This window comes from Mucilaginibacter hurinus (assembly GCF_003324525.1).
Classification (GTDB): Bacteria; Bacteroidota; Bacteroidia; order Sphingobacteriales; family Sphingobacteriaceae; genus Mucilaginibacter; species Mucilaginibacter hurinus.
This window is the reverse complement of sequence record NZ_QGDC01000001.1, coordinates 215,526-232,853: the sequence shown is the minus strand read 5'-3', so window position 1 is coordinate 232,853 and position 17,328 is coordinate 215,526. Positions and strand designations below refer to the sequence as shown.

The 17,328-nt window shown below is 45.0% G+C and carries 10 protein-coding genes; 6 read left to right on the top strand and 4 right to left on the bottom strand.

All coding sequences use genetic code 11. The features are described from left to right. Positions 1-15: 15 nt before the first annotated feature. Positions 16-3,819, bottom strand: a complete 3,804-nt coding sequence (locus DJ568_RS00930; RefSeq protein WP_114003352.1) for a PVC-type heme-binding CxxCH protein — start codon at positions 3,817-3,819, stop codon at positions 16-18. Between the two features lie 188 nt (positions 3,820-4,007). On the opposite strand from DJ568_RS00930, the gene DJ568_RS00925 reads away from it, so the two are divergent. The 4 genes from DJ568_RS00925 (at position 4,008) to DJ568_RS00910 (ending at position 5,961) form a co-directional block, all read left to right on the top strand. Further along, positions 4,008-4,313, top strand: coding sequence for a hypothetical protein (locus DJ568_RS00925; protein ID WP_114003351.1), 306 nt, complete (start codon positions 4,008-4,010; stop codon positions 4,311-4,313). A gap of 49 nt (positions 4,314-4,362) precedes the next feature. Then, the gene (locus DJ568_RS00920) at positions 4,363-4,656 is read left to right on the top strand and encodes a DUF3667 domain-containing protein (RefSeq protein ID WP_114003350.1); all 294 of its coding nucleotides are present in this window, start codon (positions 4,363-4,365) and stop codon (positions 4,654-4,656) included. After that, positions 4,644-5,102 carry a hypothetical protein gene (locus tag DJ568_RS00915; protein WP_114003349.1) on the top strand — a complete coding sequence of 153 codons (459 nt, stop codon included), beginning with the start codon at positions 4,644-4,646 and terminating at the stop codon, positions 5,100-5,102. Before DJ568_RS00920 ends, DJ568_RS00915 begins: the two co-directional genes overlap by 13 nt. An 82-nt stretch (positions 5,103-5,184) precedes the next feature. Further along, entirely contained in the window at positions 5,185-5,961 is a 777-nt protein-coding gene (locus tag DJ568_RS00910; RefSeq protein WP_114003348.1) for a DUF3667 domain-containing protein, read from the top strand. Between the two features lies 1 nt (position 5,962). On the opposite strand, the gene DJ568_RS00905 is transcribed toward DJ568_RS00910, so the two are convergent. After that, the gene (locus DJ568_RS00905) at positions 5,963-7,555 is read right to left on the bottom strand and encodes an alpha-amylase family glycosyl hydrolase (protein ID WP_114003347.1); all 1,593 of its coding nucleotides are present in this window, start codon (positions 7,553-7,555) and stop codon (positions 5,963-5,965) included. Between the two features lie 182 nt (positions 7,556-7,737). Here DJ568_RS00905 and DJ568_RS00900 point away from each other — a divergent pair, with 182 nt between their 5' ends. Continuing rightward, positions 7,738-8,151 carry a GyrI-like domain-containing protein gene (locus DJ568_RS00900; RefSeq protein ID WP_147238681.1) on the top strand — a complete coding sequence of 138 codons (414 nt, stop codon included), beginning with the start codon at positions 7,738-7,740 and terminating at the stop codon, positions 8,149-8,151. Positions 8,152-8,263: 112 nt separating this feature from the next. On the opposite strand, the gene DJ568_RS00895 is transcribed toward DJ568_RS00900, so the two are convergent. Both DJ568_RS00895 and DJ568_RS17325 read right to left on the bottom strand, forming a co-directional pair. Next, positions 8,264-8,584, bottom strand: coding sequence for a hypothetical protein (locus tag DJ568_RS00895; RefSeq protein WP_114003345.1), 321 nt, complete (start codon positions 8,582-8,584; stop codon positions 8,264-8,266). 2 nt (positions 8,585-8,586) lie between these two features. Continuing rightward, positions 8,587-8,724, bottom strand: coding sequence for a hypothetical protein (locus tag DJ568_RS17325; protein WP_199560817.1), 138 nt, complete (start codon positions 8,722-8,724; stop codon positions 8,587-8,589). Between the two features lie 686 nt (positions 8,725-9,410). Here DJ568_RS17325 and DJ568_RS00890 point away from each other — a divergent pair. Further along, positions 9,411-17,267, top strand: coding sequence for a cadherin-like beta sandwich domain-containing protein (locus tag DJ568_RS00890; protein ID WP_158534847.1), 7,857 nt, complete (start codon positions 9,411-9,413; stop codon positions 17,265-17,267). The last annotated feature ends 61 nt before the right edge of the window (positions 17,268-17,328 follow it).

Sequence of the window (17,328 nt, the reverse complement as noted above, 5' to 3'; positions counted from 1 at the left end):
AGCTATATTCAAAAGTTACTTCGTCTTACTCAAATACCCCACAATATCAATAACTTCTTTATCGCTCAGGTTTTGAAATAACCCTGTCGGCATCATCGAAATAGGCATAACCTCGCGCGATTGTATGTTTGATTTATTGATAACAGCCGCTTCCTGGCCAACAATACGCATGGTTACCTGGCGCTCATTTTCGGCAGCGATGTTGCCTGAGTAGGTGCGTCCGTCGCGGGTAGTAATTACCACCAGTTTGTAGTCATCTTGTATTTCGCCACTTGGCTCAAGTACATTAAACAGCAAGTAATCAACTTTTTGCCGGTTTGATCCCGTAAGGTCAGGCCCTATGGTGCCGCCTTCGCCGTACATTTTATGGCAGGCACCGCACGTACGCAAAAATATTTCATGACCTTTTTTCAGATCAGCATTTTCGAGTGCTTTCGGCGTCAGCAGTTCGCGGTATTTTTTGTAAGCTATTTCATTGGATGGAAGCTGATCAATCGGTCCCCATATCTCCACAAATCCGCTGCCTACCACGCGCCTTAACTGGCGTGCGGTGCCGGCAGGTATGTCACGCTTTTCAATAGTTTTATTTTTTATGGCCTGTGTTAGTATCCACCCATATTTAGGGCGCGATGCCAGGGTTTGTATGGCGTCGTCCTTATCTTTCTGGTTCAGCTTAGGATACATGCTTAGTAAGTGCTGACCCAATTTTTCATCCTCAAAGCTGGCTATGGCGCGTATGGCATCATTACGCAGCACATCATCACTTAACAAGCCGGGCAGTTCCTTTATCAATTCGGGCCGTTGCTGTGCAGACAGTGCAAGCAGTGCCTTGCGCCGTTTATCCGCTGGTGCAGTTTTGTCGCGCATGGTTGCAAAAAACTGGTTGGCGGCCTCGGTATCTCCAAAATATTGTGCAATTTCTGTAGATAGCTGCTTAACCTTATCATTCTGGCGCTGCAGCCTGGTATAAGTGTCTTTCCAGTTAGACGGTGTTTTCAAGTCTGTACGGCCTTCAAGGGCATCACGTGTACCTTCAAGCATAACTATATCCGCTTTAGGCTGTTTGCCAAACCAGGTAACCAGCGTATTTATTGCATCGGCGTCCACGGCGCGGCGGGCTGTAAATTTTTTAATGATGCTAAGCTTACTGTTTGCGGCAAGGCTAAGCGCACGGTCGGCATCTTTGGCAACCAGGGGCTCAATACCGTACCATAGCATTTTAGGCAAGTTATGGTCATTTTCGTCACCCTCGCATTGCGAAAGCGATGCGGCAATATTCCAGCGTTTATCGGCATCAATACGTTGCAGCGCAGCGGCCAGATACAAACGGACAACCGGCGACGGGTCCATTAAGGCCAGGTGCTCAAAGCGCGCAATGGTTGATGCTTGCACCGCTCCGCTTTCCCAGGCCATTTGTATAGCCCAGCCCCGTATGTATTCATTCTTATCATCCATTGCTTCTTCAAGATCCTTGATGCCAAGTCCGTTAGTGACGTATAATGCCCAAAATGCACGCAGGCGGTAATCTACATTGGTGTTTTCATCATATATTCTGCGCAATTCATCCTGCGTGTTTTTCTTTAATTTTCCTTTGAAAGCCCGGTTCTGCAGAATTACGCGTGCGCGGCGTGAGTGCCAGTCGCTTGGGCTGGTTTGCAGGTTTACCAATTGCCTGTCGCTCATCTTATTAAGATCCGAATATCTGCCTGTAAAGTTTTTAGCAAGCGATTGTTTTGGCGATACCCGGTATATCCGGCCGGTTTCCTTATTTAAAACAGAACCGCCGCAAATATCGGCGTCATGCCAGTCGAGCACGTACAAATCGCCGTCAGGGCCTATCGTGGTACTGAAGCCTACCCACTGCGCGTTATTTGCTGACATCAGGTCGTCGCCATGCGAGCCTACAAAGCCCGAGCCTTTTGGCGTGAGTATATCGGTAAGTATAGCATGTTCATGTATGTTGGCCATAAAAATACGTCCATGCTGCTCTATAGGATACGCATCTGATTGATAGATGCTGGCGCCGCCATGTGCCGAACGGTGGCTGTGGTCGGTTATGGTTTGGATGTCTGTATAAGTGTAAGGGTTAAAATGCTGACCGCCCTGCCGCAGGTAAATACCGCCCGGAATAATATACCACAAGTGCGGTATTACGCAGGCCGTGATAAATATCTGCCCTTTGGCATCATAGTCAATACCCCAAGGGTTGCTAAGTCCGTGTGCTACTACCTCAAATTTATCTTTGGTAGGGTGATAGCGCCACACGCCGCCATTGATATCAACACCGGGACCTTTTAAAATTTCGTCTTCAGGGAAAGGATCTTTATGTTTAAAGAGCTTCCCCTTGCCTTCAGGTTTACGTATGCGCGACGGCGTAGCAAAGCCCTGGCAGCCGTACAGCCAGCCATCAGGCCCCCAATGGAAGCTGTTAAGCGTTTCGTGCCTGTCGCGTATACCCCAGCCGGTCAAACGTACTTCAATGTCGGCCATATCTGCTTTATCGTCGTGGTTGCGGTCGGGTATATAAAGTAAGTTGGGCGGCGCTCCTACAAATACACCGTCAAACCCAACAGCTAAAGCCGCAGGGAAAGGGATGCCATCAGCAAAAACCGTTTTCTTGTCGGCTTTACCATCATGGTCTGTATCTTCAAGTATAAGTATGCGGCTATTGCCATCGTTAGCATAGCCTGTAAAACGCGACTCATAGTCACGGTTTTCCGCTACCCAAAGTCGTCCGCGATCGTCCCAGCAAAAGGCCATGGGTTGAGTAATGTCAGGCTCAGCAGCATATACGTTTGCGGTAAATCCGTCTTTAAAAGTCATGGCCTTCAAAGCCTCGTCAGGCGTCAGAAACTTGGCGTCCATAGCTTCGCGCTTGGCTACATTCCATAGCTCAATGCTCGCCCATATCGGATCCTTACCGGTATATTTTCCCCACTCTTCGTTTAATTTAATATCGTTAAACTGGCCGGTATAAATTACCAGGCGATGTTTTATTACTTCGTTTTCGCCTTTTTTAATCACACGGTCAGCATCATGCGTAGGCACAGGACCTACCCCCATCTGGTCGTCTACACGCCATTTGTGCGGATATCCTTTGTTCTCCGGATGATCCAGTATCGCAATATGCGCCCTGTCTTCCCGGCCGTCCAGCTTCATACCTACATCTACCCACGTGGCCGCCTGGCCTTCAGCCTTTTGATTACGCTGACGGGCCGCGTTGATCACATCGCCGTCAATACCCTGTTTCCACGGCATGCGTACAAATAAACCACCATATGGATACTTGGCGATGGTTACGTCGGTTTTGGCCTCGCCCCGCCACTCAAGGCTCAGCAAAAACCTGCCATCTTCATGCTGCATGGCCCAGTATTGCGTCTCGGTCATAACAACCGTGCCTTTGTCGTCAAGTAAATTATAAACGGTTTGCCATTTTACAACAGGGCCGCTTTTTTCAAGCACGCGGGCTGATACCCGCTGCCAATACCCTGCACCAGGGTTAGTGAAGTAGTTACGGCCATTAACGCTCGTAAATCCCCAATATATACCCGTTTGGTGTTTGTGGTGCGCGGGGCTAAACTCCGTCATGGTGCTTTTTCCATCAGGCGATGTAACAGGGTGTATGTATGGCCTCAAATCAGCCTTGGCAATTTGCGTTAATACTACTTCTTTATTGTCCGCGCGCAACACGCTAATCGTACCTGCGGCTTCGTTCTGCTGTATAATTAAATTAACATCGGCTGTGCGTTCGGCTATATTTCTTGGGCCGAACCATAGCAGAGCGATAAAAGAGATGAACAAAAAAAGCGACTTTAACATAATTGCTGGCGGTTTTTATAATAACAGGTTGCAAAGATATGATAGTTCAACAGTATTGCAATCGATTGTTATGAATTTTAAGGGACTAGTTATTGTGTTTTTAAATCTGGATGTAGCATTTTCCATTCGCGTTGCGTCTTGGTAGGTAAAAGCACATTGTACGGTACAGTATTTGTTTAAAGTAAATAGTGAAAAAGGCAATTTTAATATTGATGGTTTTGATGACCGGTATAACTACCGTTAGGGGCATGGATGATCCAGGTAAAAAAGGTTTCTGGACTGTCGAAGCGGACTCACAAACCCCCTCAGTATACCTGTTTAAATTTTATTATGATGAAAAACACTTGCTTTATACAGAAACGGTTGATTTTGAGATTGACGTTGACCAGCCGGTTGTACGCGAAAAGCTGAATAGGATGCTGGATGATCTGGTAAAAGAGCATGAGCAGGCAGCAAATACAATAGTTGAGGTTAAATACCTGGCAAGGTTGTAGGTAGGTTAGGATGGTATTAGCCGCTTAAATCTGTAAGCAGCTAGCCAACATGCATTCTTCAAAAGTTACAGGCGCCATTAAATGCAAAAACTGCTATAACCGTTTTGAAGGAAATTTTTGCAATAATTGTGGTCAGGACGCAGATACCAAAAGGATCAACATCCATTACTTTCTGGATGCGTTACAACACAAATACCTGAAATTAAACAAAGGATTTTTTTTTACCGTTTATGGATTATTTGTGCGGCCGGGCAATACCATAAAAGATTACCTTGATGGTAAACGGGTTGAATATTTTAAGCCATTCGATCTTATTTATTGCTTGGTGGTATGTATGCTGTAAATACTCAGGCACACACCAGCGGGGCAAATGAATTAAGCGGCGGACTTGTACGTTGGCTCATGGACCATTTTACGTTTGCCGAGATTTTACTTATACCACTGGTAGCCGCTTGTTCTTTCATAGTTTTTCGTAGTAAGGGGTATAATTATCTCGAGCACGTAGTACTGAACATGTTCCTGGTATCACAACGGCTTGTTATATGCCTGGCTTTATTTCCGCTTAACCATTTATTTAACAGGCATACCACTATAGTAAATTTATCAATTGGTGTAATTGGCGTAGTGCTGCAGGTAATAGCTTATTTGCAATTATTTAGCCACAGCAACAAGTTTAAAACCGTATTACAGGTATTGCTGTCCATTGTATTTAGTGTAACATTATTTATAGTTTTAGCGGTTATTGCAGTGCTTATCTTCCAAAAGTTTGGATTTTCTGTTAACGGCTGAATTTCTTTTAAGACTGGTACTGTTTTATAATTAAAAGGAAGAAATTTATATTTACCCTTTAACTATTAACCGGGCCGGATAAATGGAAACGAGGGACGACAAGCCATTACATACTAACCCTGTATGTAAAAACTGTAACAATACATTACACGGTAACTTTTGCAGCAATTGCGGCCAAACAGCCGATACCCATCCAATAAATTTTCATTATTTATGGCATGATGTTCAGCACACCGTACTACATGTTGACAAAGGCTTTTTCTTTACCCTGAAAGAGCTTTTTACGCGCCCGGGACATGCCATTCGCGAGTTTATTGACGGCAAGCGTGTAATGCATTTTAAACCTTTCGCACTGGTATTGGTGCTTGCCGGTGCATACGGCTTTTTATATCATTTTTTCGAAATAAACGATATTCCGCAGGTTACTGCCGATAGAACGCTTGTACAAACAACTTCAAAAACAAATGACTGGCTCAGCAGCCATTATTCGCTTGCTGTAGTGATGATGCTGCCCTTTTTTGCTTTAGGCTCATTTCTGGTGTTCCGCAAGTCCGGATATAATTACGTGCAGAACCTGGTTATCAACTTGTTTTTAACCGCTCAATTGCTGGTTGTATCATTATTATTATTTCCGCTTACCTATTATTACAGCGTTGCCGCGCCGGGCATAAGTACCATGGTAGCATCAACTATTGGCCTGGCGTTATACATATGGAGTTTCATTCAGTTATTTAAAAATGAATCAAAAGTTATCATAGGGTTAAAAGCATTGTGGTCATATATCCTCAGCCTGTTGTTTATGCTGGTATTGAGCGCGGTAATAGGCATCGTGATCGGCGTATTTTTTCTTAAGAAGTAGGTTATTTTACATCAAACACCTCAACGCCATATCCCGGCAACTCAATGGTTACACGCCTGTCTTTTGCCGATGCTGATTTATTACTCATCAGGCTACCCAACCTGTTTACGGGTACCTTACTGGCCGATAGATAAACTTCAGCTTTTTGTGCGGTGGCGGACAAGTTAACCAGTACCATTACAGCTTGTTGGTGAGTGTACCTTAAAAACGATACCACCTGCTTGTTACTGTTCGGCAGCGTTTGATATTGGCCCAGCCCTATAGCCTGGTTATTTTTACGCAGGGCGATAACTGTCTTATAAAAATTCCACAAGGAGTTTTTGTTGCCCTTTTGCTCCTCATATGATATGCCGTCATTGGGCTTCATGTTGCGGTCGGTCCACCATGGGCCGGTATCTTTATACCAAACCGACATGCCCTTGCCAGTTTCACCGCTGTACCATTCAAAAGCCTCGCGCAGCGGGATGCCGTTAGCGTCAGTGGGCCCATATACGTTATCCGGCTTATCACCGTTTACCATGCCTATTTCCTGTCCGTAATAAATAGACGGCACACCGCCTATAAGTATATTTAGCGCTGCACCGACTTTTTCTTTGCCTGCATTTTTTTTTACAACCTGAGCAAACCGCGGCATATCATGGTTTTCAATAAAAACCACCTGCTGCTTACCGGCAGGGGTAGCGCTGAAAGAAGAATCGGCCATGGCCATTATCTTGTCGCGGTCAAATTCGCGTATAGCAAAAGCCAGGCGGAAATTAAATACCCTGTCAACATTAGCTTTGGTTAGGTAATCTATTCCTAACGATGACCAATCTGCCTGCTCAGCTACAAAGTTTAATTTAGGATTTACCTGTTTAAGCCTTGTAAGCAGCGGCGACCAAAACGCTTTAAACAACCCGGTAAGGCGGGGCTTTAAGTCCAGGGTATCCATAGCATGATCTAAACGGAAGCCGTCTACACCGTCGTCAAAATTGCCGTCGTTATTAGGGTCGGCAAAGTATTTAAACAGTTCATAATTATATTCCAGGACGTCCTTGTTCTTCAGGTTAACGGTGGTTATTTTGTGCTCAACACCATCATAACCCTTCAGGCTGTTAAGCTCAAAAACAATGGTTGAAGGTTTGGTTTGGGCCGAATCATCGTATAATATATAATTGCTGTATTTTGACTTGGGATTATTGTACGAATCCTTGTACCAAATATGTTCCTGTGTAACGTATTGCGTTTCCATATCCATATACAGTTTCATGCCACGGCTGTGTATATCCTTTACCAAGGCCAGGTAATCATCGGTGGTGCCAAATTCCGGGTCAATCTTCTTAAAGTCACTGGCGAAGTAATTGTGATGGTATACCGATTCGTAAAGCGGCAGTAACAAGATTGATGTTACGCCCAGGTCCTGTAAATAGTCAAGCTTTTCGCGCAACCCGTTTAAGTCGCCGTTAAAGTCGCCATTGCTGTCGTAGAAACTGCGCTGGCATACATGGTATATTACTTCAGCAGTTTCTGAAGGTTTAGCCTGGTCTTTGCATCCCGGCAACAACAGCAAAGTAAAAGCAGCGGCAAGTGCGGCAGCGAAAATTTTGTAAAGCATGGCAAATTGGTTTGCAACAAATTACGGCAACGTGCAGGGTAATTAAAAAGAAGAAATTGGTTGTTATGAAGCGTATATTATCTCGAATTAAGCTTTTAGTGTCGCAAACTACCCTTTATTTTGCCGCAATGTGCACTTGTGCAACACCGGTTGGTTGCGGAAATTTGAATAAAAGTATTATCATGGAAATCAGCGAATTTGAAATTAAAGAAGACATTGTAACCATTTGCGTTAAAGCTGCTTCATTTCCCGCAGGAATAAAAGACGCTTATGATAAGCTGCACCGGTTAGTCGGGTCAGACAAGCCGCGCCAGCTATACGGTATAAGTAAAATGAGCGCCGGCAATATTGTTTACTACGCCGGTGTAAACAAAATGAGCGGTGATGACACATTTGGCTTGGACGAATATATAATACCAAAAGGAAAATATCTGGCTACTTTGTTTAAATGGGAGGGCAACGAACATGAATTTGGCCGGATATTTAATGAGTTGATGCAACAGCCGGGCGTTAAACCAGGCACAATAGGCGTTGAACAATATTATGTAACGCCGGATGAAGCCAGGCTAATGGTACAGCTCGCCGGTACACTGTAATTGCTTTTCGGCGATAGCAGGGTGGTTGTGCGCGCAACTGACGCTTAACCTTAAAAAAAATGTCATTAAACAAAACGCCCCTGTTGTTACAGGAGCGCCTGGATATGAGTTATTATCTGAACCTTTTGGGGCTATAAGCCACAAGATACTGAAGATCGTTACCGGGCGACTCGCTATCGCTTAGCTGCTTTTCAAAGCTTGATTTGGCCTGTATAAGTTTATCTCTTACGGCATGGCCCAATTGTGATAAAAATTCGGGTAATGCTTTAACAGAAATGGTAGGCATATATTTCTTTTCCAGCGCCTTTTTTTCGTCAACGCTGGCGAGGTTTAATACCCATACGTCATCCTCTTTAAACCCGTGTTCACGTGCGCAATTATTTAAATCGTACACGTACACATTCGCCTGGTAATCTAATGTTTTGTCTGCCATGATTATTTCTTTTTCTTGGTTGTAAAAGCAGCGTCAAGACTTGACGTTGAAGTTTTGCCCGACTGGTAGTCAGACTTAGCTTTTTTTGGGCCTTCTGCAGGTGCCTTTTTGGTTTCTTTATTTCCTTTGTCTTTGCTCATAGTACTGATTATTAATGTAAGTGTGTGATGATGCATTGCGGCAGTGAGCCGGTTATTTCATTATGTAATTTAAAAGCTTAAATACTGCCGTGTCAGAAAATTGGCAATGCCTAAGAGAAGATGCGCTGGCGTAGTGAATTTCTTAAAGGTACATTAAATAAACGGGAATACGGGAGGTTTGTTGTTTTATATTATTAATACAAATGCTTACACGTTTAGCATGAAGATGCGTACTAACCACATAATTGGTTAAAAGTTGTCGCATAGATTATTATTTAATATATAAAAATTAAAATATTTCGTAAATTGCTGGCTTTCAGTTAAAAGTGTACTCTATTATAGTCAAAAGTGGTTGATTTCCGGATTTTTCGAGTGGGACGCTGTTTCGGATGCACGTTTTAACAAAACCCTGATTGATTATGAAACAGATTTACAACACCCTGCAAAGAATTTTAATTGCTTTTTTTCCACAGACGGGGAAAGCTTTAAGCCCGGTAAAAATCATTAATTATAATGCTGTATATAGCAATAGGTAATCAGAGCACCTGTTTGTTTCGGTTGTTGCTCCTGTAATATCAATTGCATATCGTTCGCGGCAGCGATATGATAATTTAAGCAAATAGCTTAATAACAGATAGATATATCCCCGAATGGGATATGTATACCTTATACCTGACACATTATTTATGTATAGTTTTTTACCTTTCTATCGTTCGCGGACGCGGGTACTTTCTTACAGTATTGTAATAAAAGCCTGCATTTGTTTTTTAGTGCTTACCTCAGCATTGCATGCTTCGGCGCACCCGCCAGGCTTTATCTACCGTGATGCTCAAAAATTTAATACAGGCGATGTAATCGAAGTTTTTTCTCCAGCTGCATTCGCGGCTAATAGCAAAACGTATTCTATAAATGTAACACCTACTATACCGGCGCCTGTACTTAATTACCCGTCGGCAGTTAGTATATTAACTTCAGGCGAGCCCATTACTGGAATTGCTCCGACAAGTTTATATGTAGCTTCATTTGATTACGGTACCGCTCAATACCGTGTAGGTTCGGGCATGATGACGGGCGCCTCGTCCATGTCAGTTGCACCCAACGGGGATATTTATTTTAGGGACAACGGGGGCAACGGCGTTAGAAGGGTAAACGCGGCTGACAGCAGTATTACTACGTTTTACAATGACGGCCCGGTGCAAGGTACGGCGGTAGATGCTTCCGGCGATGTTTACATCAGGGGCCTTAGCGATGTATTCAAATTCACCGGCGGGAGTGGTGCACCGCAAACCTTGTCCATGCGCGGGTTAACGGGCACAGGTTCGTTAGGTGTGGACGGTGACGGGAACATGTATGTATACTCCCTCACTAAAAAAGCTGTTTATAAATTACCGGCAGCCAATACGGACACGATACGTCTGGCTACCTTTAGCGACAACATTGCACACTTTACTATAGCGCCCAATAGCGACGTTTATGTAACTACGTATAAAACAGTATCAGGCGTTACACAATATGATATCCACCGAATATCAGCATCCGGCGGTTCGCCGTCGCTCGTGTTAGCCGGGCTGTCGCGTGTTTCAGCATTGGCAGTTGATGCCGCAGGCAACCTGTTAATCACCGATTCACAGGCACAGAACCTGAAGATGTACCATGCCGGTAACTTTACCACCCCAACTACGCTGTATACCTCGTCAATCCATACCTCGGGCGTTATATTAGACGCGGCCGGTAATATTTATACTGCGGGCCAATTCGCGGGATATATAACCAAGCTACAGCCAACCGGTGGCTACTTTGCCAAATACTTACCGGCAGGGATAATTTTAAACAGCAATACCGGTGTTATTGAAGGTACGCCTGCAATTGTTGCCGCTGAAAAACAATATAAAGTTACCGCCTGGAACGAAGCGGGCGCAACTAGTCAGACTGTTAAGATAAAGGTAGTAGCTGGTAATGCTAACTTGGTGTCCCTTATACTCAGCGCAGGAACGTTGATTCCGGAATTCAATCCTGATGTAACTGATTATCAACTGAAGTTAAATCACCCTTCTGCCGTAACTATTACACCGACAGCAGCTGAAACCGGGGCAGTTATTACAGTTGATGGCAGTGCGGTTTCATCGGGTGCAGTTTCGCAAAGTGTTGACTTACCTGCCGCCGAAACAATAATACAGATAGTGGTGACCGCCGCTCAGGGGCAGGAAAAAACTTACAGGATAACACGTCCTGCACTTCCGGATTACAGCTATGCCGGGCCAAACGTTTTTAAACAGGGGTTACCCATTAATCTGTTAGTTCCAACCGCCTTAAACGTAGGTTCATTCGATTACGCTTCCACTCAATACCGTGTAGGTTCGGGCATGATGACGGGCGCCTCATCCATGTCAGTTGCACCCAACGGGGATATTTATTTTAACGACAACGGGGGCAACGGCGTTAGAAGGGTAAACGCGGCTGACAGCAGTATTACTACGTTTTACAATGACGGCCCGGTGCAAGGTACGGCGGTAGATGCTTCCGGCGATGTTTACATCAGGGGCCTTAGCGATGTATTCAAATTCACCGGCGGGAGTGGTGCACCGCAAACCTTGTCCATGCGCGGGTTAACGGGCACAGGTTCGTTAGGTGTGGACGGTGACGGGAACATGTATGTATACTCCCTCACTAAAAAAGCTGTTTATAAATTACCGGCAGCCAATACGGACACGATACGTCTGGCTACCTTTAGCGACAACATTGCACACTTTACTATAGCGCCCAATAGCGACGTTTATGTAACTACGTATAAAACAGTATCAGGCGTTACACAATATGATATCCACCGAATATCAGCATCCGGCGGTTCGCCGTCGCTCGTGTTAGCCGGGCTGTCGCGTGTTTCAGCATTGGCAGTTGATGCCGCAGGCAACCTGTTAATCACCGATTCACAGGCACAGGACCTGAAGATGTACCATGCCGGTAACTTTACCACCCCAACTACGCTGTATACCTCGTCAATCCATACCTCGGGCGTTATATTAGACGCGGCCGGTAATATTTATACTGCGGGGCAATTTGCCGGATACATAACCAAGCTACAGCCAACCGGTGGCTACTTTAGCAAATACTTACCGGTAGGGTTAACTTTAAACAGCAACACCGGTGTTATTGAAGGTACGCCTGCAATAGTTGCCGCTGAAAAACAATATAAAGTTACCGCCTGGAACGAAGCGGGATATAATGAGAAACAAGTTGCCATAACAGTAGAAGCTGACATACTTGCCCTAATGGGTTTAAGCGTGGTCGAGAAGGGACTTTCACCAGCGTTTGACGCCGGCATTTTTAATTATACCTTGTTGGTGAACAGTGATACTACTGTATTACATATCAGTGCTACTGCAGAGCCATCAATTAACATAACGATAAATGGCGCTAATGTTAGCTCCGGACTTGAGACGGAAGTGCCGTTGGTAACCGGTGACAACTTAATTAGTGTTAGAATAGCCAATGCGGTTGGTGATACCGTCACATATAATATTACCGCCACACGCGCCCCGTCAACCAATGCCAACCTCACTGGGCTGGTTATCGAAGATCACGCAAACATCACATTAACACCGGCTTTTTCGCCAACTGAAACAGCCTATACGGCAACAACAAACGGGCCGGTGTCCTATGTATATGTTACTCCGGGATCGGATCCTGGGCAGCAGGTATATGTAAACGATGAATATATTGGTTGCGGTTGCTCTTCGTCTGCAGTGGAGGTGTTCACGGGTGCTAACCAGATCGTAGTAAAAGTGATTGCAGAGGACGGCGTAACTGAAAAGAACTACAATATACATGTCAATGTGCCGGCAAACACAAACCTTCAAAGCCTGGATATTGATGATTATGCAGCGTTTGATCCGGACTTTAATCCCGATTCAACATCATATGCGATAACAGTAAGGGGCTCAAAAACCACCATCGTTGTATACCCGCTTTCTTTCGAGCCTTCAAATCTGGTAGCTGTAAATGGTGTAGAAGTTCCTTGGGGCGACGCGTCGCCAGAGATACCACTGGCATTAGGTGCCAATGTAATTACGGTAACTGTAACGACGCCCGACAGCTCAAGTTCAAAAACATATACGTTAAATGTAAACAGGAATGGTGCTACCGAGGCGGGCTTGTTAAGTATGACGGTTAGCCACGGGGTATTGACACCTGCTTTTGCTACGGCAGATACAGCGTACAGTTTAAATGTAGGGCCTGAAGTAGATTATATTGGCGTTACACCTACAGCTATTGACTCAAATGCCACAATATATGTTGACGATTTTTTAACTCCGTCAGGCGAAGAAGGTTTTTCATACAATTTATATGAGGGCGAGAACACCGTTATCGTTGATGTGATTGCATCAGACGGGGTAACCTCTAAAACCTATGTATTAACAGTAAATAAAGCTGCCCCTGTATTTCCGGATGTGAATTACAACAGTGGTTACACGTTCACCAAAGATGTTCCTATCACCCCGGTTGCCCCCGTTTCAGCAAATGTGGATCCGATAACAGCAGGGTATTTGTTGCCAACCACATTAAACAGTGATTTGTCTGGTGCCGTCAATGTAGTGTTAGATAAGGATGAGAATGCTTACGTAGTAACTCAAAACGCAAACCCGGGTTTGTACAAAGTGCCTTATGGCGGCGGTACCCCTCAGTTGATTGTTGGTGGATATACAGGGCTTTATGGTTTAGCTATAAACCCGGCGGGTGATGTGTTTATGGCAGATGCGTTTGGGGGGGAAACAACTTTATTTAAAGTAGCTGCAGGCACTACTACGGCTATGCCAATTGGGCACAGCGTTAGTAAACCCGTTGGTTTGGCCTTGGATACTGCGGGTAACATATACGTAGCGGAACAGGAAAGCGGTAAAATCAAGAGATTATTAGCAGGCGACGGATATAGTACGGTTGAGGAAATTGCTACAGGCTTTACGTCGGTTTTTGGATTAGCGCTCGATCGGGATAATAACGTTTATTTAACCGAAACGCAAAGCGGTAATTTGATAAAACTGCTTGCAGCCGAAAATTACCAGGTAGCTGATACTTTGGCTGTGGAACTGCAATATCCCTTAGCTATCAAGGCAGATCCTATAGGTAATCTATTTGTTGCTGACGCCGGAACACAGAGGTTAACAAAGATACCTGCCGGCGGAGGATCACCGGTTGTGATAGCGGAAAACGTTGGTTTGGCGACGGGTATTACGCTTTCACGCGAGGGATATTTGTATTTTACGTCTATGGCAGGCACGTTGAGTGTTACAGCGGCACTTGGTGGGTACTATATTGATAAACCGCTTCCGGCCGGACTTAACTTTAACGATACCACCGGCGTTATAAGCGGCACTCCACGTTCAATAAGTCCGGTTACAAGTTACCTCGTTACTGCTAATAATTCAATTGGTACCGGTTCAGCAGAATTTGACATCGAAGTGGCCGCCGGCAATGCTGTGCTTGATAGCCTGGTTGTAAGTGCCGGCAGCCTGTCACCTGCCTTTAACCAGTCGCAGTTTGAGTACACGGCTATAGTTGACTCTGCCGAAGCGAATATAAATGTTACGCCGTACGCTAACGATGCGGCCGCAAGCATAAAAGTTAATGGTAGTGACGTGCCGTCAGGGGCACCATCTCAGGATATTGGTTTAAATTATGGCGATAATACCATAAATGTTGTAGTTACTTCAGAGAATGGGTTGACAACTAAAACTTATACCATTACTGTAAACAGGGGAGCAGCACCACCTGTTTTAAGCTACAGCGGCCCGCAAGTATACGTCACCAATAACACGATAACTCCGCTTACACCTACCGGCAGTAACATAAGTTCGCCCGGATTTAGCTGCCAGCCTGACTCTTTGACATCGGATATCGTTTATCCGTATGCCTTGACCGCAGACGGGCAGGGGAACTTATATACCCAGAGTTTTGATGGAGGCCTTATATTTAAGATAGATAAAAACGGTACTTCATCGCTTTACAATAGTGATTTTGAGGCCCAGGCCAGCCTTGCATCTGATGGAGCTGGTAACCTTTACGTGGCACACTACAATAATACAAGCATTGCGAAAATACCTGCAGGCGGTGGCCCGGCACAAATATTGGCAAGTGGGCTTCAAGCGCCATCAGCCATTGCGGCTGACAACTACGGGAATTTATATGTGGCTGATAGTGAGATTAAGAAGATAAATGCGGTAACTGGTGATGTGGTGTCATTAGGCGGCGATTTTTACCATGCAATAGCCATGGCTGTTGACGGCTCGCGTAATATATATATTGCCACTGTCGACGGTGAGTTAAAAAAACTGCTTGCGGCGGATAATTACCACACTTCTATTTTATTAGCTGATGATTTAGGCGTGCCCGGAGGTATTACTGTTGACGGCGCTAATAACGTATTTGTAACAAGCCTTGATTATGGTGAAATTACAAAGGTAACAGCTTCCGGTCAGGCTGAAACGTTCAGCTACTGCGCTTTCAGTCCGGGAGGTATAGCCTTTAATAACCAGGGCAAATTATTTATTTCGGAGTTAGTAATTAACAGTATATCATATTTCAATCCTGTAGGCGGATATTACATATCCCCGGCTTTACCGGCAGGGCTTGCCATTAATGATACCACCGGCGTTATTAGTGGAACACCTGCGCTGGCAACTCCCGCGCGGGATTACACGGTAACAACTTACAACCGGTTTGGTAGTGGCCAGGCCGCCGTTAATATTACGGTAGTTGAATCGATGGCAGATCTGTCTAATCTAACCATCAGCAGGGGGACGTTAAGCCCGGTTTTCTCGTCGGCAGATACCTCTTATACAGTGGCTGTGCTAAATACAACTACGGCGTTGAGTGTTACGCCAACAGCTGCCTTACCTGCATCTGCAATAACAATAAACGGCAGCCAGGTAACCTCCGGCGAGCCTGAGGAGATACCGTTAAACATTGGAAATAATACCGTGTCAATCATAGTTACGGCCGAAGACGGGGTAACCACTAAAACATATACTGTAGTAATAACACGCAAGCCATCAACAAATGCTTTGCTGTCGCAACTGGAGCTTGACCAGGGTATTACCAAGAAGAAGGTGAATGGTCCCAACTATCGTGATTATAAAGCAACGGCTTATACAAACGCTGTAAGTATAGCAGCATCTGCTCAGGACTCTGGCGCAACTATTTATATCAACGGAGAATTAGTGCCATCGGGGGGGCAATCGCAGCCGATAACATTAACTATAGGTGCTAACACCATAAACACCGTGGTAACAGCAGCCGACGGAGTTACCAGCAACACCTACAGCATTGTTGTAACCCGCAAATTGTCAGACAACGCATTGTTATCCCAACTGGACCTGGATCAGGGCATAACTAAGAAGAAGGTAAGCGGCATAAACTACCGTGATTATACGGCTTTGGCCTATACAAATGCCGTCAGAGTATTAGCGTCAGCGCATGATCCGGGAGCAATAATCCGGATCAATGGCGAACTTGTTACCTCAGGGGAATACTCTTCACCGATCATGTTGAACAATGGGGCTAATAACGTTAATGTAGTAGTAACTGCTGCGGATGGTATAACTATTAATACTTATAGTATTGTTGTAACCCGTAAACTGTCTGATAATGCTTTACTGTCACAACTGGAGCTTGACCAGGGTATAACCAAGAAGAAGGTGAAAGGCAGCAACTTCAGGGATTACACCGCGTCAACCTACGCAACAACAGTACGGGTAACCGCGTCAGTTCATGATGCCGGTGCCACTATTCGTATAAATGGTGAAGAAGTTGCCTCGGGCGGTCAGTCGCAACCTATTACGCTAAACCCTGGCGCCAACATCATCAATACGGTGGTAACCGCCGCAGATGGAATTACAACTAATACATATAGTATAGTTGTAACGCGCCGGGCATCAGCAAACACTAATCTTGCAGGTTTAACGCTAACACCTGAGTTTACGGTTTCTACCCAATCAGGCAATTATGTGGCTGCGGTAAATGCGGAAACAGCCGTAGTTAAAGTACATCCTTTAGCCGAAGACCCTAACGCTGCAATAGTAGTTAACAATATGCCGCTAATTGACGGATACAGCCCTGATATAAGTTTAGAAGCAGGTGAAAACAACCTGACTGTTACCGTAACCGCTCAAAACGGAGCGAGTAAAAATTATCAGCTGATTATAACCCGGCCGGGTGCCATGCGGATGCAGATGAACACAGCGGCGCCAATGCAGAACACATTACCTGAAGTTACGGTAAATTCCGCCCTCTCGCCAAATGGTGATGGTATAAACGACCAATTGATCGTCAACGGTATCGAAGCTTATCCGGCAAACAGCTTGACTATTATGAACAGTAAAGGCGTCCAGGTAATCTATATATCGGGATACGACAACCAGGCAAAGGTATTTGATGGTAGAAACCGCGCGGGCGCGCTGCAACCGCAGGGTACATATTTTTACCTGCTGGAGTATAAGGCAGGTAGCGAAACAAAACGCAAGTCGGGATATATTATTTTAAAATATTAGCATCAACTGTGTAGTAGTCAGTGAGGTATTACCTGCCTAATTCGTATAAACAAAGGGTAGC